The organism is Pedococcus sp. P3_C7 (assembly GCF_056402615.1).
Genome location: NZ_JBFUHC010000003.1, coordinates 273,406 through 290,159, shown reverse-complemented (window position 1 = coordinate 290,159; position 16,754 = coordinate 273,406). Strand labels below are relative to the sequence as shown.

General features: G+C 70.8%; 16 protein-coding genes and 1 pseudogene. 11 read left to right on the top strand and 6 right to left on the bottom strand.

The annotated features are described in order from the left end of the window. Position 1: 1 nt before the first annotated feature. Positions 2-994, top strand: a complete 993-nt coding sequence (locus tag AC1DS4_RS05390) for a Gfo/Idh/MocA family protein (RefSeq protein WP_477624340.1) — start codon at positions 2-4, stop codon at positions 992-994. Positions 995-1,079: 85 nt separating this feature from the next. Here AC1DS4_RS05390 and AC1DS4_RS05385 read toward each other — a convergent pair whose 3' ends face one another. Then, positions 1,080-2,303 carry an endonuclease/exonuclease/phosphatase family protein gene (locus AC1DS4_RS05385; protein WP_477632519.1) on the bottom strand — a complete coding sequence of 408 codons (1,224 nt, stop codon included), beginning with the start codon at positions 2,301-2,303 and terminating at the stop codon, positions 1,080-1,082. A gap of 166 nt (positions 2,304-2,469) precedes the next feature. Here AC1DS4_RS05385 and AC1DS4_RS05380 point away from each other — a divergent pair, with 166 nt between their 5' ends. From AC1DS4_RS05380 to AC1DS4_RS05370, 3 genes and pseudogenes are all read left to right on the top strand, one after another. Beyond that, complete coding sequence (locus AC1DS4_RS05380; RefSeq protein ID WP_477615033.1) at positions 2,470-2,757, top strand: GNAT family N-acetyltransferase; 288 nt, start codon at positions 2,470-2,472, stop codon at positions 2,755-2,757. 153 nt (positions 2,758-2,910) lie between these two features. Next, a pseudogene (gene secA, locus AC1DS4_RS05375) lies at positions 2,911-5,398 on the top strand (preprotein translocase subunit SecA); the annotation flags it as partial. 68 nt (positions 5,399-5,466) lie between these two features. Beyond that, entirely contained in the window at positions 5,467-5,865 is a 399-nt protein-coding gene (locus tag AC1DS4_RS05370; protein WP_477624416.1) for an SEC-C metal-binding domain-containing protein, read from the top strand. 104 nt (positions 5,866-5,969) lie between these two features. Here the strand turns inward: AC1DS4_RS05370 and AC1DS4_RS05365 are convergent, their stop codons facing one another. Both AC1DS4_RS05365 and AC1DS4_RS05360 read right to left on the bottom strand, forming a co-directional pair. Continuing rightward, positions 5,970-6,428, bottom strand: a complete 459-nt coding sequence (locus AC1DS4_RS05365; protein ID WP_477632520.1) for an Rv3235 family protein — start codon at positions 6,426-6,428, stop codon at positions 5,970-5,972. Positions 6,429-6,517: 89 nt separating this feature from the next. Continuing rightward, a complete protein-coding gene (locus AC1DS4_RS05360) occupies positions 6,518-7,315 on the bottom strand; it encodes a LysM peptidoglycan-binding domain-containing protein (protein ID WP_477632521.1) in 798 nt (265 codons plus the stop codon). A 167-nt stretch (positions 7,316-7,482) separates the two neighbouring features. Here AC1DS4_RS05360 and AC1DS4_RS05355 point away from each other — a divergent pair, with 167 nt between their 5' ends. Next, positions 7,483-8,049 carry a hypothetical protein gene (locus AC1DS4_RS05355; protein ID WP_477624344.1) on the top strand — a complete coding sequence of 189 codons (567 nt, stop codon included), beginning with the start codon at positions 7,483-7,485 and terminating at the stop codon, positions 8,047-8,049. A gap of 57 nt (positions 8,050-8,106) precedes the next feature. Here the strand turns inward: AC1DS4_RS05355 and AC1DS4_RS05350 are convergent, their stop codons facing one another. Continuing rightward, the gene (locus tag AC1DS4_RS05350; protein ID WP_477615037.1) at positions 8,107-8,331 is read right to left on the bottom strand and encodes a helix-turn-helix domain-containing protein; all 225 of its coding nucleotides are present in this window, start codon (positions 8,329-8,331) and stop codon (positions 8,107-8,109) included. A 261-nt stretch (positions 8,332-8,592) separates the two neighbouring features. Here AC1DS4_RS05350 and AC1DS4_RS05345 point away from each other — a divergent pair, with 261 nt between their 5' ends. Then, positions 8,593-9,267, top strand: coding sequence for a hypothetical protein (locus AC1DS4_RS05345; RefSeq protein WP_477615038.1), 675 nt, complete (start codon positions 8,593-8,595; stop codon positions 9,265-9,267). Beyond that, positions 9,264-10,508: a CpaE/TadZ family protein gene (locus AC1DS4_RS05340; protein ID WP_477624345.1), complete on the top strand. Its 1,245-nt coding sequence runs from the start codon at positions 9,264-9,266 to the stop codon at positions 10,506-10,508. Before AC1DS4_RS05345 ends, AC1DS4_RS05340 begins: the two co-directional genes overlap by 4 nt. Before the next feature lie 2 nt (positions 10,509-10,510). On the opposite strand, the gene AC1DS4_RS05335 is transcribed toward AC1DS4_RS05340, so the two are convergent. Both AC1DS4_RS05335 and AC1DS4_RS05330 read right to left on the bottom strand, forming a co-directional pair. Beyond that, positions 10,511-11,836 (bottom strand): hypothetical protein, encoded by a 1,326-nt coding sequence (locus AC1DS4_RS05335; protein ID WP_477632522.1) that lies wholly within the window; start codon positions 11,834-11,836, stop codon positions 10,511-10,513. Then, entirely contained in the window at positions 11,833-12,267 is a 435-nt protein-coding gene (locus AC1DS4_RS05330; RefSeq protein WP_477624417.1) for a cupredoxin domain-containing protein, read from the bottom strand. Before AC1DS4_RS05330 ends, AC1DS4_RS05335 begins: the two co-directional genes overlap by 4 nt. Positions 12,268-12,316: 49 nt before the next feature. Here AC1DS4_RS05330 and AC1DS4_RS05325 point away from each other — a divergent pair, with 49 nt between their 5' ends. The 4 genes from AC1DS4_RS05325 (at position 12,317) to AC1DS4_RS05310 (ending at position 16,746) form a co-directional block, all read left to right on the top strand. Next, positions 12,317-13,741 carry a WS/DGAT/MGAT family O-acyltransferase gene (locus AC1DS4_RS05325; protein ID WP_477615041.1) on the top strand — a complete coding sequence of 475 codons (1,425 nt, stop codon included), beginning with the start codon at positions 12,317-12,319 and terminating at the stop codon, positions 13,739-13,741. Beyond that, positions 13,738-14,757 carry a patatin-like phospholipase family protein gene (locus tag AC1DS4_RS05320; RefSeq protein WP_477615042.1) on the top strand — a complete coding sequence of 340 codons (1,020 nt, stop codon included), beginning with the start codon at positions 13,738-13,740 and terminating at the stop codon, positions 14,755-14,757. Before AC1DS4_RS05325 ends, AC1DS4_RS05320 begins: the two co-directional genes overlap by 4 nt. 7 nt (positions 14,758-14,764) lie before the next feature. Then, positions 14,765-15,187, top strand: a complete 423-nt coding sequence (locus tag AC1DS4_RS05315; protein WP_477615043.1) for a DUF6912 family protein — start codon at positions 14,765-14,767, stop codon at positions 15,185-15,187. 134 nt (positions 15,188-15,321) lie between these two features. Next, positions 15,322-16,746, top strand: coding sequence for a peptide ligase PGM1-related protein (locus AC1DS4_RS05310; RefSeq protein WP_477615044.1), 1,425 nt, complete (start codon positions 15,322-15,324; stop codon positions 16,744-16,746). Positions 16,747-16,754: the final 8 nt, after the last annotated feature.

The window sequence follows — 16,754 nt, the reverse complement described above, 5'->3', positions numbered from 1 at the left end:
CATGGCCGACCTGCGCGCAGGGCTCATCGGGCTCGGGATGATGGGCCGCCACCACGCCCGCGTGCTCCGGAGCCTTGACGGCGTCGAGCTGGTCGCGGTCCTGGACCACGGCGGAGACCAGTACTCGGCCGCCGGCGACCTGTCGGTCCTCACGGACATCGAACGCCTGCTGACCGAACGCCTGGACTACTGCGTCGTCGCGGTGCCCACGTCCTTCCACGAGGAGATCGGCGTGAGGCTTGCGGCTGCCGGCGTGCACGCACTCATCGAGAAGCCGCTCGCCGAGGACGTGCCGTCTGCCATGCGCATCGCCGCGGCCTTCAGGGAGGCTGGTCTGATCGGTGCAGTCGGGCACATCGAGCGCTACAACCCGGCCCTGCAGCAGGCGCGGGCCAGGCTTGAGGCCGGAGAGCTCGGAGACGTCTACCAGATCGCCACCCGGCGCCAGGGGCCGTTTCCGACGCGCATCGTGGACGTGGGGGTGGTGCAGGACCTGGGCAGCCACGACATCGACCTGACCGCCTGGGTGACGCAGCGCGAGTACGTCTCGGTGTCGGCGCGCACCGCGCACCAGAGCGGCGGCCAACACGAGGACCTCGTGGCCGTGCTCGCCCAGCTGTCGGACGGCACGGTCGCGAACCACCTGGTGAACTGGCTGTCACCCCTCAAGGAACGGGTCACGATCATCACCGGCGAGCGAGGGACCTTCGTCGCGGACACCCTCGCCGCCGACCTCACCTTCTACGCCAACGGAGAGAACCCGCAGGTGTCGTGGGATGCGATTGCCAACTTCCGAGGTGTTTCCGAGGGTGACGTGATCCGCTACGCCATCGCCAAGCCCGAGCCCCTCCGGGTCGAGCACGAGAGCTTCCGCGATGCGGTGCTCGGCAAGAGCCACAACATCGTGACCCTGGACGAGGGCGTCAACACGGTGCGCGTTGCCGCGGCCTGCCTTGAGTCCGCCGAGACAAAGACCACCGTCCACCTCACCTGACGCGCCGCGAGAGGGTGGCAGACCGATCCTTCCCTGGTGGGAGGCGACGGCTTGCCACCCTCTCGACGCGAGCCGGCTGGAGCAGTCAGTGCAGCCCGCGCAGCCGCAGGACGACACCGGCGTGGTCGGAGGGCCACAGGCCGGTGGCCGCGTCACGGTCGCGCACCTCGTTGCCGGTCACGGTGCCGCGGTCCACCGCCGAGCCACCCGCCGCGGTCCGGGCGAACACCATGTCGATCCGGTGGTCGAAGCCGGCCGCGGTCGCGTCGGTGACACCCTCGGACAGTCCCGAGGTGCAGCCGTCGTCCCGGGCGTCCACCGGGCAGCTGCCCGGCCGCCAGCGCAGCCACTCGTCGGTGAACCCGTTGGCCACGACGAAGTCGTACGGGCCCGAGTGGGGCGTGCCGAGCGGATCGGTGCGCTTGACGCTGTGGTCGAGCGGGTCGGAGTTGCAGTCGCAGACCACCACGGTCGGCTTGTTCGAGGGCGCGGCGGGACCGGCCAGGAGCTCGTGGGCCTGCCCCAACGCGATGTCGGAGCTGGCCGACTCGAGGTGGGTGTTGACGACGCGCACCACGGTCGACCCCGACCGCACGTCTGCCCAGTTGTAGCCGCGGATGAACACGAACGGCACTCCGCCGACGCTGACCGAGAGGCGGGTGACGTACTGCCCACCTCCGCTGGCCTGCACGGTCAGACCGGGGTCGACCCGCACGAGCATCGCGTCACGCATGGTCAGCCGGACGTCGCGTGCGTTGGTCATCGTGCCGTTGAACGGGCTGCCCCTGAACGCGGGGCCCTCCACGTCGGACTCCTGCTGCACGTTGGCCACGCGGTACTGCGCGCCCGTCGCCGCGAGGTCGCTGGTGAACGTCGCCAGGAAGTCGTAGTCGGGGTTGCTCGCGTTCGCGGTGCCGATGGCCCCGAGCTCCAGGGGTCCGCTGCGCCACAGGGCCACCTCCTGCAGGCCCACCACGTCCGGGCGCTGCGAGGCGATCTCGGCGGCCAACAGCTTGCTGCGCACGGGGAAGCTGGTCTGGTCGACCACGGCGCGCAGCTCGTCGTTGGAGTTGCCGAAGGCCACCAGGGCCGCGGCCCCCGTATTGCCTGCCGTGGCCACCAGGGGCCGGTTGATGTCCCCACCGAGGTAGAGGTTCCGTGTCATCACGGTCAACGGCCGGCCCGGGGCCGCATCCGGGGGAGCGGCCACGGCCGGGGTCGCCACGAAGGCTGCGAGCGCGCTCGCGAGCGCTGCCGTTGCCGCCCAGGCGACAGCCCGGAGAGCGGGACGGGACGGGTGGATGGACATCGTTGGCCTCCCTGCGTCAGGTGTGTGGGCTCATGCTGGTCACTGGCCCACGCCGCGGCAAGGGTCCAATGGCGTAGTTCCGCCGACGGGAGCGCGCCACCAGCCCGGTCATGCAGCCGGCGGGACCACTCACGACCAGCGTTGACAGTCGTGCTTGGCTGGGGCCATGACGGACGCCGTGATCACGGACAACCCCTCCAAGCACCGCTACGAAGCCCACATCGACGGCGTGCTCGCGGGCTTTGCGGCCTACCGGTTCAAGCGCGACCACATCGTCTTCACCCACACCGAGGTGGACGACGCGTTCGCCGGGGAGGGCGTCGGCGCGGCGCTGGCGAAGGGAGCGCTCGACGACGTCCGCGCCAGGGCGGAGCACGACGTCGTGGCGCTCTGCCCGTTCATCTCCGCCTGGATCGCCCGCCACCCCGACTACCAGGACCTCGTGGCGCCCTAGCGGGCCGGTCGGAACCGCGGAGGGGCCCGGCACGTTCGGCCCTGGGGAGCGTTCCCCAGCCCGCGCGTCCACGTCGTCGCGTCGACTCGACTAGCCTAGGTCGGGCCGTTGCCACCCGGATGTCCACGGCTGCGAAACTTCAGGAGATATTGCGTGTCCAAGATCGTCGAAAAGCTGCTGCGTGCCGGTGAGGGCCGCATCCTCAAGAAGCTCCACGGGATCGCCGCCCAGGTGAACTCGATCGAGGAGGACTTCGCCGCCCTCACCGATGCCGAGCTGCGGGCGGAGACCGACGTCTTCCGCAAGCGCCTGGCCGATGGCGAGACGCTCGACGACCTGCTGCCCGAGGCCTTCGCCGCGGTCCGTGAGGCGTCCAAGCGCACCCTCGGCAAGCGCCACTTCGACGTGCAGCTGATGGGTGGCGCCGCGCTCCACCTCGGCAACGTCGCGGAGATGAAGACCGGTGAGGGCAAGACCCTGGTCGCCACCCTGCCGTCCTACCTCAACGCCCTCGAGGGCAAGGGCGTGCACGTCGTCACGGTCAACGACTACCTCGCCGAGTACCAGTCCGAGCTGATGGGCCGCGTGCACCGCATGCTGGGGCTGGAGACCGGCGTCATCCTCGCGTCGATGACGCCGGAGGAGCGTCGCGTCGAGTACGCCAAGGACATCACCTACGGCACCAACAACGAGTTCGGCTTCGACTACCTGCGCGACAACATGGCCTGGTCGGTCGACGAGCTCGTGCAGCGCGGCCACAACTTCGCGATCGTCGACGAGGTCGACTCGATCCTCATCGACGAGGCCCGCACGCCGCTCATCATCAGCGGCCCGGCCGACGCGGCGACCAAGTGGTACACCGAGTTCTCCAAGATCGCCCAGCGGCTGACCCGTGGCGAGCTCGAGTCCGGCGAGGGCGACTACGAGGTCGACGAGAAGAAGAAGACCGTCGGGGTCCTCGAGGCCGGCATCGCCAAGGTCGAGGACTACCTCGGCATCGACAACCTCTACGAGTCCGTCAACACCCCGCTCATCGGCTACCTCAACAACGCCATCAAGGCCAAGGAGCTGTTCAAGCGGGACAAGGACTACGTCAACATGAACGGCGAGATCCTCATCGTCGACGAGCACACCGGCCGCATGCTCGCCGGGCGTCGCTACAACGAGGGGATGCACCAGGCGATCGAGGCGAAGGAGGGCGTCGAGATCCAGAACGAGAACCAGACGCTCGCCACGATCACCCTGCAGAACTACTTCCGCATGTACGACACCCTCTCGGGCATGACCGGCACCGCCCAGACCGAGGCCGCCGAGCTCAACTCGATCTACAAGCTGGGTGTCGTCCCGATCCCGACCAACCGCCCGATGGTCCGCAAGGACCAGGCCGACCTCGTCTACCGCACCGAGGAGGCCAAGTTCTCGGCCGTCGTGGGCGACATCGCCGAGCGGTATGCCGAGGGGCAGCCGGTGCTCGTGGGTACCGTCTCGGTCGAGAAGAGCGAGTACCTCTCCGATCAGCTGCGCCGCAAGGGCGTCCCCCACGAGGTGCTCAACGCCAAGCAGCACGAGCGCGAGGCCGCCATCGTGGCCCAGGCCGGCCGCAAGGGCGCCGTCACCGTCGCCACCAACATGGCCGGTCGAGGCACCGACATCATGCTCGGCGGCAACCCCGAGTTCATGGCGGTCGCCACCCTCAAGCAGCAGGGGCTCGACCCGGTCGAGACGCCGGAGGAGTACGAAGCCGCCTGGGACGAGGCACTGGCCAAGGCCGAGGAGGCCGTCAAGGCCGAGCACGACGAGGTCACCGGCCTCGGTGGGCTCTACGTCCTCGGCACCGAGCGTCACGAGTCGCGTCGCATCGACAACCAGCTCCGTGGTCGCTCCGGCCGCCAGGGCGACCCCGGCGAGTCGCGGTTCTACCTGTCCCTGCAGGACGACCTCATGCGCCTGTTCAACGCCGCCATGGTCGACCGGTTCATGACCACGGCCAAGATGGAGGACGACGTCCCGATCGAGTCCAAGATGGTCAGCCGCTCGATCCAGAGCGCGCAGGGCCAGGTCGAGGGCCGCAACTTCGAGATCCGCAAGAACGTCCTCAAGTACGACGACGTCCTCAACCGCCAGCGCACCGTCATCTACGACGAGCGGCGCCGCGTGCTCGAGGGCGAGGACCTGCACGAGCAGATCCGCCACTTCATCAACGACGTCGTCGGTGGGTACGTCGATGCCGAGACGGCCGAAGGCTTCGCCGACGACTGGGACCTCGACCGCCTGTGGACCGCGCTCAAGACCCTCTACCCGGTGTCGGTGACGCCACAGGACGTCATCGAGGCGGCGGACGGCTCGCTGACCCCCGACAGCCTGCGCGAGGTCATCACCTCCGACGCCCACCACGCCTACGACGAGCGCGAGGCGCAGCTCGGCGAGGAGGTCATGCGTGAGGTGGAGCGACGAGTCGTCCTGTCCGTGCTCGACCGCAAGTGGCGCGAGCACCTCTACGAGATGGACTACCTCCAGGAGGGCATCGGCCTGAGGGCGATGGCCCAGCGCGACCCGCTGGTCGAGTACCAGCGCGAGGGCTTCCAGCTGTTCGAGGCGATGAACGAGTCGATCAAGGAGGAGTCGGTCGGCTACCTGTTCAACGTGCAGGTCGACGTGGACCAGCCGCAGGCCGAGGCGCCGGCGGTCCAGCCGGTCAGCGTCTCCGAGATGCTGGCGGGTTCGGGGCTGTCCTCGGCTGCGCCGCAGGACGACACGGCCCCGCCCGCCACGACGGCTGCCGGCACCCGCGCCAGTGCCTCGTCCGACGGTGCCTCGTCCGATGGGGAAACCGCGGACAGCGTGGAGCGCGTGGGCTCAACCGTCGGTGCGGTCGACCATGCGGTCGACAAGCACCCGACGTTCCGGGCCAAGGGCCTCGAGCAGCCTGAGCGTCGCCCGCAACAGCTGCAGTACTCCGCGCCCAGCGAGACCGGTGACGTCGAGCACCGAGCGGTGGGCTCGGTCGGCGACACGCTCACCGCGGAGCAGCTCAAGGGTGTCTCCCGCAACGGCCCGTGCCCCTGCGGTTCGGGCAAGAAGTTCAAGATGTGCCACGGGAAGTCCTGACGCGACGCTGATCGCGAGGCCCGGCACCCCTGGCCACCGAGATCGGGTGTCGGGCTCGCGGGCGCTCGGGAAGCGGACGATCGGCCAGAAGTCGGTGGTGCGCGTCAGCCGACCTGGAGGGCCTCGACCCGCCACCGACCGTCGAGGCCGACGAGCCGGAACGCCAGCGCACGCACCCGGCCGCCGTCCACCACGACGGCGCTCGCCTCGGCGACCCCGTCCGCAGGCTCGCAGACCCTCACCCCGCGCACGACGGTGCGTCGCGTCGACGCAGCCCCGCGCCGAGCCGAGACGGCGGCGCGCCGGGCCACTGCGGCATACACCTCGGGGGTCGTCCAGCGGAGCACCTGTGGTGCGGGGCGGGCCCCGGCCATGACTTCCACGAGCCCCTGGGCGATGTGGCCGGCCCACTCGCGGGGATCGGGCAGGTCGTCCCGGCGGGTGGGTCGCTCCCCGAAGAGCTGGTCGTCGGTCAGGCTGTCGAAGTCGATCGCCAGGGCGTCCTGGACGTAGCTGTGCGACCCCAGGTCGTCGGGCACCCACGACTCGGTCTCGGACAGCACTGGCGGTCGGGTGCGCGGCGCCGGCACGATGCGCAGGGGCGTGAGTCGCCCGACAGGTGGTCGACCTGCCGTTGTGCTGGTCGCCCCGGTCATCGCCCGGCTCCGGACTGCTCGCTGGCTGAGGCTGCGGCCGGGTTCGGGGGCCGCAGGATCTGGCCCGGCAGGATCAGGTCGGGGTCGTCGCCGATCACCGTGCGGTTGGCGTGGTGCCAAGCCGGCCACGCGTCCGCGACCTCCGCGTCGGAGGCGTTCGGCCCGAGCTGGCGGCGGACGATGTCCCACAACGTGTCGCCGCGGTGGACGACGACTTCAGCCGCCGGGTGCGAGTCGACGCTTCCCGTCACCAGGCTCAAGGCGGGTTGGGGTCGCTGGAGGGGCCGAGAGGGAGTCCACCCCGGCGCCGGAGCGGGGGAGGTGGCCACGGCTCGAGCCGGAGCCGGGGCCGGGGACGGGGTGGTCGAATGAGCTGAGGAGGTGGCCGTGAAGGCGGGGGCCAGGGTGGCCCGGGCTGCGTGCGGTGCAGTCGAGCCATCAGCGATGGCGGCCACCGGCGTCAGGGAGGCTCCCACGACAGCGCCCACGACCGCGGCGGCGAGCCGTCGGGAGACGGCCGGCGCCCAGGCGGCGGCGCACCGGTCGGCTGCGTCGCCGAGCTTGCCCGGCAGGTGCGCCAGCACCGCGGCGCCAGTGCTGACGGCCAGCCAGGCGCCCAGTACTGTCGCCGCCGTCAGGACCACGAGCGTCAGTGCCTCGGGGAGGCTGGCAGGCCCCGGTGCGACCACGACCCGCCATTGCGCGCCGACGGAGAGGAACAGCAGGACGTCGACGAATCCGAGCACCCCCAGTGCTGTCATCGTGCCCAGTGCGATGCGGATACCGCGGCTCATGATCCCCCCGGGAGTGCGTTTACCTGCGTTTGCGTTGGTTGAACCATAACTAAGTGCACTTGCAGATGGCAAGGGGGTGCCGCGCTAGAGTCGGTCGGCACCCGGGTCTCGCCCTCGGGCGAGTCCCAGGGGAACAGCGGCGAGAACAGGCACGAGGGGGACACACAATGCGTTGGGACGCCCTGTTCGCGGATCTGGCTGCCCAGTGGGAGGCAGAGTCCAGGCGAGAGCTGGACGCCGAGGTGGCCGACCGGACCCGGCGCGAGCGCGCGTCGGTGGGCCTCTACGAGCGGCTGGCAGCGGCGGGGGCCGACCCGGTGACGGTGTCGCTGCGCAGCGGCGCCGTCGCGCGGGGTCGCGTCAGCGATGTGGGCAACGGGTGGCTCCTGCTCGCGGCCGAGGCGAGCGTGCCACAGGCGGGGCCGTCCGCTGGTCCGGCGCTCATCCCGTTCGCGGCCGTGACGGCGGTGGCCGGGCTGTCGGCGCGCGTCGCAGGGACTGCCACTGGGCGCAGGTTCGGGTTGGGTTACGCCCTGCGGGGGCTGAGCCGGGACCGTTCGGTCGTGCTCCTGACGGACCTCACGGGCGCCGTCGTCGCCGGTACGATCGACGCGGTCGGCCTGGACGTGCTCGAGCTGAGCGAACACGCCGCGGACCTGCCGAGGCGTGCCGAGAACGTCACGGGGCGCCGACTCGTCCCCTTCTCCGCCGTGGTCCTGCTGCGCCCTGCGTAGGCCTGACCTCCACGACCCCCATCCCCCCGGACGGCGGCCTGCGCAGGGCGCAACGACTCAGTCCTGACCCTGGCCGAAGGGGTGCGCCGCGACGAAGGTCTTCGTCTCGCTGTACATCCGCTGGATGTACCCCTCGAGCTCGGCGACCTCGACGCGCCACTGACCGCGGCCGCCGACCTTGATGGCCGGCAGTTCGCCGGATCGGACCAGGGCGTAGGCCTGGGCGGATGAGATATCGAGCACTTCCGAGACCTCAGCCAGCTGAATGAAGCGCTTAGCCACGTCAATCCCCTCTACTTTCCGCCAGCCGACTTGACTGGATGCAGACGTTCTCTTGACCGAATTTTTACCATGTTCTTGTGGCTGCGTCTGGTCGATGAGCAGATTCTGGCATCTATAGCCGTTTGGGGGAGTTGGCCTGCCGACCATGTGGATGACCCGCGAACCTGTGGATTCACCCGGCGCTGGACCACCTCGTGCGTCATGATGTCCCGGCGGGTGCGGCCGACGTGGCTGGAAAAGGCTGATCGAGGGGACATCGCCATGACCGACCTGCCCATGCCGACGGCTGCAAGGCTCCAGAAACCGCGCTGGCGAGACACCCGGCTCGTGGTGGGCCTGCTGCTGGTGCTCGCGTCGGCGGCCCTCGGCTCGTTCGTGGTCGCCCATGCCGACGACCGCACTGCCGTGTATGCCGCGCGCGGGCCGCTGGTGCCCGGGCAGCACCTGGGTGAGGACAACCTCACCCGGGTCGACGTGCGGCTGGGTTCCGAGCTGTCGCGCTACCTGCAGGCCACGGCGGAGCCGGCGCCCGACCGGTACGTGCTGCGTGAGGTCGGCGCCGGCGAGCTCGTTCCCGCCGCGGCGGTGGGGGGCAGGGACCAGGTCGGCGTCCAGCCGCTGACCCTCTCGGTCGACGGCGGCGCTGCGGCGGCGCTGCGTGTCGGCTCCCGGGTCGACGTCTACGTCAACCCGGTCGATGCGGGCGCGGCCCCGGGGGGCAAGGCCTTCGCCGGGCCCGCGCTGGCCCTCGAAGGTGTGTCGGTCTCGAGCCTGCCCAAGACGAGTGGGGGCCTGGGAGGCGGCGCATCCGGCGATCGTCCCATCCAGGTGATGGCTCCCACCGCGCAGATCAAGGAGCTCATCGCAGCGGTCGACCTCGGCGCGCGCATCACGGTCGTCCCCGTCGCGGGGACGTCGCTGCGGGTCGACCAGTGACCCGTTCGGTCATCGCCGCGCTCAACGGCGCGTGGGAGTCCGAGCTGGTGACGGCCCTCGAAGCCACTGCCGGCTACACGATGGCAAGACGCTGCGCCGACCTGCCCGACCTCCTGGCCGCGGCGGCTGCCGGGTTCGGCCAGGTCGCGCTCGTGTCGGCCGACCTGCGTGCCCTCGACCGGCCGGCGCTGCACGAGCTCGCCAGCCATGGTGTCGACGTGGCAGGGGTTGTCGCCCCCGGCGACGACCAGGGGGAGCGACGGCTCCGCCAGCTCGGTCTGACCGTGGTGCTCAGGGCCGACCAGGCCAGTCACGAGATCGACGACGTCCTCGACTCCCTCGACCTCCCGGGCGCACTCGATGCCGGTGAGGTTGTCTCGGTGGTCCTCGGGGACGACCCGGAGGCGGCCGGGCCGATCGTGGCGGCCAAGGTCATCGCCGTCTGGGGACCCACGGGCGCCCCGGGTCGCAGCACTGTCGCGCTCAACCTCGCGGCGGAGCTGGCTCGCAGCGCGTCCACCCTCCTCGTCGACTGCGACACCTACGGCTCGTCGGTCGCGCAGTCCCTCGGCCTCCTCGACGAAGCTCCTGGGGTGGCGGCCGCGGCGCGAGCGGCTGACCAGGGCGCCCTCGACCTCGCAGCACTGGCTCGTATCGCTCCGGTGGTGTTTCCTGGCCTGCGGGTGCTGACCGGCATACCTCGCGCCGAGCGCTGGACCGAGCTGCGGGCGCCGTCGGTGGCGCACGTGCTCACCGTCGCACGGCAGCTGAGCCAGTTCGTCGTGATCGACTGCGGCTTTGCGATCGAGGACGACGAAGAGCTCTCCTACGACACCCTCGCCCCCCGACGCAACGCCGCCACCCTCACCGCTCTCGGGTGCGCCGACGAGCTCGTCGTGGTCGGTTCGGCGGATCCGGTGGGCCTGCAACGACTGGTCCGGGCCGTCCAGGACCTCGCGGCCGTGCCGTCGCCGCCCCCGCGAGTGGTCGTCAACAGGGTGCGTGCCTCGGCAGTCGGCACCCGCCCCGAGCGGCGGATCGCCGAGGCCCTCGGCCGGTTCGCCGGCATGGACGGCCTCACCTACCTGCCCTGGGACCAGGACAGCCTCGACGGAGCCATGTTCGCCGGGGCGTCGCTGGCCGAGTTCGCCCCCCAGAGCGAGCTGCGCCACGCGATCGCGTCGCTGACCACCGCGTATGCCGGGTCCGCACCCGAGCGCCGGCGCCGCCGGCGCCGCTGACCTCAGGAGCTGAACAGCAGGGTGAGACCCCCGACGGTGTAGCCGACCATCAGCACGAGCAGGGGTACCTGGCCCAGCACGGCGGCCCGGCGGGGAAACAACGAGACGGCCCGCTCGTGGGCGGCGACGACGCCCAGCACGTGGCCGGTGATGATGGCGACGACCTGGATTCCGGCCACGAGCCCGGGCGCGATCAGCGACGCCGACGGGGTCACGCCCGCAGTTCCGAGCCAGTTCGCGCCGGTCCCCAAGGGGTCTGACATCTTGGCGAGGCCGTTGGTGCCCTCCCAGACCCACAGCGACCAGTAGTGCGCGACGAGGTACCCGGCCGCGATCGGGATGAGCGAAGGCGCGAAGGCCGAGGCCACCCCACGCACGCTGACTCCGGCGAGCCGCGCGGAGAGGACGGCCGCGACATACAGGGTGGCGGCGACGACGAGGCTGAACGTGACCAGTGCGCCGGTCTCCCACACCCTCGCCGGGAGGCTGGAGGACTGGACGAAGGTGTACCAGCGGGTCTCTCCCGAGAAGCCGTCGTAGGCGGTCGTCCCGAGCATCACCGAGCAGACCGCCAGCAGACCTGGCGCGGCGCCGAGCTCGAGGGGGCCGTGCAACGGGGTGCGCAGCACCCATCGACGGTCGGCCCGCCGCCCGAGCGGGCTGAGGGTGCCGTAGAGGGAGGACCACGCGGTGAAGGGGTCGCCGCGACGCAGGTAGGGAGCACCGAACGCCATCGCCAGCACCAGGCTCAGGACGAGGTAGCCGAGGATCGCCACCCGCAGCACGGGAAGGTCCGCGTTGTTCGGCGCGATCAGCTCCAGCCAGGCGAAGGCGAGCAGTCCCGTTGCCGCAGGCCAGTACCCGAGCCGGTACTCGGCGAGCGCGAAGTCCGGCTCGGTCCGCAACAGGGCCAGGATCCCGCGGTGCAGCCACCGCACGGGGTTGACGAGGCGCCAGATGCCGCCGAAGACCATCGAGATGAAGGCCAGCCCCACCCACAGCCAGACGTAGACGACCGACGGCACCGGGTTGTTCGCGTTGTCCTTGCCCAGGCTGAGTGCCACGAGCGCCCAGCCGGTGATCGCCAGGGACGCGATGACGAACAGTCCGCGCACCGCCGCGCTGTCGAGGGCCAGGGCGAGCATCATCGGCAGCAGTCGGCCGTCCTCGGGCCGCAGCCTGGGTTGTTTCCACAAGGCGCCGAGCGCCACGAACGAGACGACGAGCGCCAGACCCGCGCCGATCAGCAGGAGGGTGAACGGCAGCGGAAGGTCCTCGCGTGACCCGACCCCGTGGGCCGGCAGCGCGGCGAGTGCTGCCAGGGTCACTTGACGGCGATCTTCAGGAGGCGCAGCTCGGGGTGGTGGGTCTCGACGTCGTAGACGCCTGGCTGGGCTCCGGTGACGGTCACGGAGAGCGGCTTCCCGGCGACCAGGTCCTTCTCGATCTCGAACCCGTGGAGGTGCAGCTGGTCGGCGTGGTCGCTGGTCACGGTCAGCGTGAGCGACTGGCCGACGCCGAGGTCGACCGTGGTCGGGGGTGGCGACACCTTGTTGCCCGTCACCGTGATGTCGATCGTGCGAGCGGCGGTGCTCGATTCGCTGGACGTGCTCGAGGACGACGTGCTCGAGGACGACGAGCTCGACGACGAGCTGCTCGTCGTGCCCACGACCGGGTCGTCGCCGGCCCCACCGCAGGCGGTGAGGGATGCGGCGATGGCCAGCCCGGCGGCATACGAAATGGGCCGGCGCAGAGTCATCTTCGTCACGAACCCGAGTCTAAACAGCGCCATCTGACACGATGAGCGGGTGCCTGACCGCCTGAACTCCCTCGACGCGTCGTTCCTCTACCTCGAGGAGGCGACCACGCCGATGCACGTGGGTTCGGTCATGGTGTTCGACCCGCCGAGCGACGGGTTCGACTACGACCGGCTCGTGCAGCTCATCTCGACGCGGATCGCGTTCGTGCCGCGCTACCGCCAGCGGATCCGCCAGGTCCCCGGGCGGCTCGCCAACCCGGTGTGGGTCGACGACGAGAACTTCGACGTGACCTACCACGTGCGCCGCTCGGCGCTCCCGAAGCCGGGCAACGACGAGCAGCTCCAGGAGTTCGTCGCCCGCATCCAGCCACGGGCCCTCGACCGCAGCAGGCCGCTCTGGGAGGTCTACCTCGTCGAGGGGCTGGACGAGGGCCGCTTCGCCATCGTCACCAAGTCGCACCAGGCCCTCGTCGACGGCATCAACGCGGTGGACATCGCGCACGTCATCGTCGACGGCGACCCGGCGGCCGAGGGGCTGGTCACCGACACCTGGCGCCCGTCGCGTGAGCCCAGCGACATCGAGCTGCTCACCGGCGCCCTCGTCGATGCGGTGCGTCGTCCGAGCGAGGTCGTCGAGAACATCCGCGGCGGCATCGTCGACGTCAAGGCCGTGGGCACTCGCGCCCTTACTGCCGCAGGCGATGTCGTGGCGACGCTGGCTCGCACCGCCGCCAGGCCGGCGCCGCACTCACCGCTCAACGCCTCCGTGGGCGAGGCGCGTCGCTACGTGATGATCGGCACCGACCTCGAGGACTACCGCAAGGTTCGCAGTCGGCTGGCGCGCGGCAACTACGCCGACGACGTCGCCATCAACGACGTGGTGCTCGCGACCATCTCGGGCGCCTTCCGCACCTGGCTGCTGACCCGGGGCGAGTCCGTCCACTCGGGCACGACGGTCCGGGCGATGGTGCCGGTCAGCGTCTACGACGCGGACGCACGACACCTCGGCAGCCGCCTCACGGCCTGCTTCGTCGACCTTCCCGTGGGCGAGCCGGGTCCGTCCATGCGGCTGCACCAGATCGCGTTCGCGATGCGTCAGCAGATGGAGGGCGGCCAGGCGGTCGGTGCCGAATCGCTTGCAGGACTGGCAGGATTCGCGCCCCCAACCCTCCACTCGCTCGGCGCACGCCTTGGCTCCGCCATGTCGCGACGCCTGTTCAACGTCGTCATCACCAACGTCCCCGGACCCCAGCACACCTTGTATGCCGGTGACGCGCGGATGTTGTCCACCTATCCCGTGATGCCGCTCGCCAAGGGTCAGGCGCTGTCGATCGGGCTGACGTCCTATGACGGCGGGGTCTACTACGGCCTCAACGCCGACCGCGACTCGATGCCCGACATCGACGTGCTCGGGCAGAGCATCGTCGACTCCCTCGGTGAGCTGCTCGACAGCCACCGGTCCAAGGCGCGATGACCAGCTCCCGCCCAGGCGCCGCGCGTTCCGGCAGCAAGGGTCCGCGCCGAGGGCTGGTGCTCGGTGGCGGTGGCGTGCTCGGTGCCGCCTGGATGGTCGGCGCGCTCAAGGCCCTCGAGGACGAGCTCGGCGTCGACGCGCGCGAGTTCGACGAGTTCGTGGGCACGTCGGCCGGTTCGGTGCTCGCCGGTCTCCTCGCCTCCGGTGTCTCGGTCTCGGACCTGCTCGTGCACCAGCTCGAGGGTGCCATCGGCCTGGGCCCCCTGGCGGGATACTCCTGGGACTACGAGAAGGACACCGGTGGGGACCGTCCCGGCCTGCCCAAGGTGGGTTTCGGATCGCGAGAGCTGTTGCGGCGCAACGCCCTCAACCTGCGGCACCTGCCGCCCACGGCGGTCCTGTCGGCCATCCTCCCCGAGGGTCGCGGCAGCATCGAGGCGGTCGGCGCCCTCGTCGGCCACGTCGTGCCGCGCGGATGGCCCAAGCGGTCCGGACTCACGGTCGTCGCCCTCGACTTCGACACGGGGGAGCGGGTGGCGTTCGGTCGGGCGGGTTCTCCGGTGGTGGACCTCTCGGCAGCGGTGATGGCGTCGTGCGCCATCCCGGGCTGGTACCAGCCGGTGCGGATCGGAGAGCACCGGTACATCGACGGCGGTGCCTGGTCGTCCACCAACCTCGACCTGATGACCGGCCTCGGGCTGGACGAGGTCTACGTCCTCGCGCCGCAGGTCAGCTTCGTCCGCGACGCGCCGACCCACTGGCGCACGCGGGTGGAGCGCCAGTGGCGCAACCGGGTGACGCTGCGGGTGCTGCGCGAGCTGGCCAAGGTCCACGGCGACGGTGCCGAGGTGACGGTGCTCGGTCCCGGCGAGGAGGACCTCGAGGCGTTCGGCTCCAACCTGATGGACGTCAGCCGCCGCCCCAGGGTCATCGCCACGTCCCTGCGCACCTCCGCCGTCGCGCTGCACGACCCTGCCCCCCTGCCCGACCGGTCCGCCTTCGAAGATGTTGGATGAGAGAACAATGACGCAGACCCGGATCTACGTGCCGCTCCTCCCCGACGCCTTGCGTCGGCTCGCCGCCGAGCGGCAGATCGGGCCCGCGCCGGTCGCCGCCTTCGGCGTCACCGAACGCGTCGAACGTGCCGACCCGACCGGCCTCGAGGAGGAGTGGGAGTATGCCGCGCTGACCGAGGCCGTCGAGGCCGCGGCCGGGCTCCAGGGCACCAGTGTCGCCAAGCGGGTGGTGGCCGCCGCCGACGTCGACCCGGGGTCGGTGTCGACCGACGGTGCTCGAGAGGGCCTGGGGGCGGTGACGGTGTCGACCCCGGTGCCGCTGTCGCGGATCGTGTCCTTCCACCTCGACGAGACTGCTGGCGACCAGGGCATGGAGGACCTCCTCTGGTACGACGCCACCGAGCTCGACGAGGTGCTTCGCCTCCTCTGACGGGGTCGGCACGGCTGGGCGGATACGGAAAACGCTGGTTCCACGGGCCGTCCGACCACCCCGATGCTCGTGGCAGGGAGTCGGGAGGCGATGTTTTGGGCGACGCGGAGCGCCAGTCCAGGCTGTCCGAAGCCATGGCCGCAAACCTCGCAGGCTCGACGATCCCGCACGTCGTCGTGATCCTCCCCGCCTTCAGCCTGGCCGACAGCCTCCTGGCGCACTACGCGACCCGCCTCGGCGCCTACGAGCACCGCTACCTGCTCACCGCCCTGATGATCCCCAGGATTCCCGGCTGCGAGCTGGTGTTCGTGACTTGTCAGGCCCCGGAGCCCGAGGTCCTCGAGTACTACGACCGCCTCGGGTCGCCTGACCGCCCGGGGGGCATGCTCGAGCGGCTGCACGTCGTCACCGTCAACGACCACACTGCGCGCGGCGTGTCGGCCAAGCTGCTCGACCGGCCGGACGTCATGCAGCAGCTGCGCCGGCTGACCGAGGACCGACTCACCGTGATCGAGCCCTGGAACGTCACCGACACCGAGCTCGAGGTGGCGCGGGCGATCGGGGCGCCGATCAACGGCACCGATCCAGGGCTGTGGCCGCTGGGCTTCAAGAGTGCCGGGCGCAGGCTCTTCCACGAGGTCGGCGTGCCCACGCCGGCCGGCATCGAGGACGTCCACGACGTGGCAGGCGTTGCCCGGGCGGTCGCGGAGATCCGCCGGACCAGACCCGAGCTCTCGTCCGTGGTCGTCAAGCACGACAACAGCGGAGCAGGTGACGGCAACGTCGTGGTCGCCGTCCGTGACGCGTCCGGCCACGCCATCGAACCCGCCGATCTCGTCGTCGCGCTCGAGCAGTCCCTCCCGCCGTGGTACCTCGCCGACCTCGACGCCGGTGCAGTGGTCGAGGAGCTGCTGGTGGGTCGTCGCGTGCAGAGCCCCAGCGCCCAGGTGGACGTCCTGCCGGACGGCTCCGTGCGCGTGGTGTCGACCCACGAGCAGATTCTCGGTGGCGACAACGGTCAGGTCTACTCGGGCTGCCGCTTCCCGGCGGACCCCGCCTACGCCGCGCGGCTCGGCGAGTACGCCGTGGCCGTGGGTAGGTGGCTGGCCGACCGGGGAGCCCGTGGTCGGCTCGGCATCGACTTCCTCGCGGTGCGGCGCCGGGGCCAGTGGGACGTGCATGCGCTGGAGGTCAACCTGCGCAAGGGCGGCACCACACACCCGTTCGCCGCCCTGCGCCACCTGGCGCCGGGGACCTACGACGCCGCGACCGGGACCTACGACCTGCACGATGGGACCGGCCGGCGATGCTACCGCTCCTCGGACGGGTTCATGGACCCGTCGTGGACCAGCCTCAGGCCGAGACAGGTCATCGACGCGGTCGCCGCTGCGGGCCTGGAGTTCGACCCGGTCCGACGAGTCGGTGTCGTCCTGCACATGCTCAGCTGCCTGCGCGTCGACGGCAGGCTGGGGGTGACAGCCATCGCCGCCGATCCCGGCGAGGTCGAGCGCCTCTATGGGGCGACCGAGCAGGTCGTGTCGTCCCTCGTGAAAGCCTGACGCGTCCT

What these genes read in the sequence shown, in the direction of transcription:
- AC1DS4_RS05345 (WP_477615038.1), top strand. Translation starts at nt 8,593, where the DNA reads ATGACCGACCTGCCCATGCCGACGGCTGCAAGGCTCCAGAAACCGCGC.
- AC1DS4_RS05310 (WP_477615044.1), top strand. Translation starts at nt 15,322, where the DNA reads ATGGCCGCAAACCTCGCAGGCTCGACGATCCCGCACGTCGTCGTGATC.
- AC1DS4_RS05390 (WP_477624340.1), top strand. Translation starts at nt 2, where the DNA reads ATGGCCGACCTGCGCGCAGGGCTCATCGGGCTCGGGATGATGGGCCGC.
- AC1DS4_RS05360 (WP_477632521.1), bottom strand. Translation starts at nt 7,315, where the DNA reads ATGAGCCGCGGTATCCGCATCGCACTGGGCACGATGACAGCACTGGGG.
- AC1DS4_RS05385 (WP_477632519.1), bottom strand. Translation starts at nt 2,303, where the DNA reads ATGTCCATCCACCCGTCCCGTCCCGCTCTCCGGGCTGTCGCCTGGGCG.
- AC1DS4_RS05330 (WP_477624417.1), bottom strand. Translation starts at nt 12,267, where the DNA reads ATGACTCTGCGCCGGCCCATTTCGTATGCCGCCGGGCTGGCCATCGCC.
- AC1DS4_RS05370 (WP_477624416.1), top strand. Translation starts at nt 5,467, where the DNA reads ATGCTGGCGGGTTCGGGGCTGTCCTCGGCTGCGCCGCAGGACGACACG.
- AC1DS4_RS05355 (WP_477624344.1), top strand. Translation starts at nt 7,483, where the DNA reads ATGCGTTGGGACGCCCTGTTCGCGGATCTGGCTGCCCAGTGGGAGGCA.
- AC1DS4_RS05315 (WP_477615043.1), top strand. Translation starts at nt 14,765, where the DNA reads ATGACGCAGACCCGGATCTACGTGCCGCTCCTCCCCGACGCCTTGCGT.
- AC1DS4_RS05380 (WP_477615033.1), top strand. Translation starts at nt 2,470, where the DNA reads ATGACGGACGCCGTGATCACGGACAACCCCTCCAAGCACCGCTACGAA.
- AC1DS4_RS05320 (WP_477615042.1), top strand. Translation starts at nt 13,738, where the DNA reads ATGACCAGCTCCCGCCCAGGCGCCGCGCGTTCCGGCAGCAAGGGTCCG.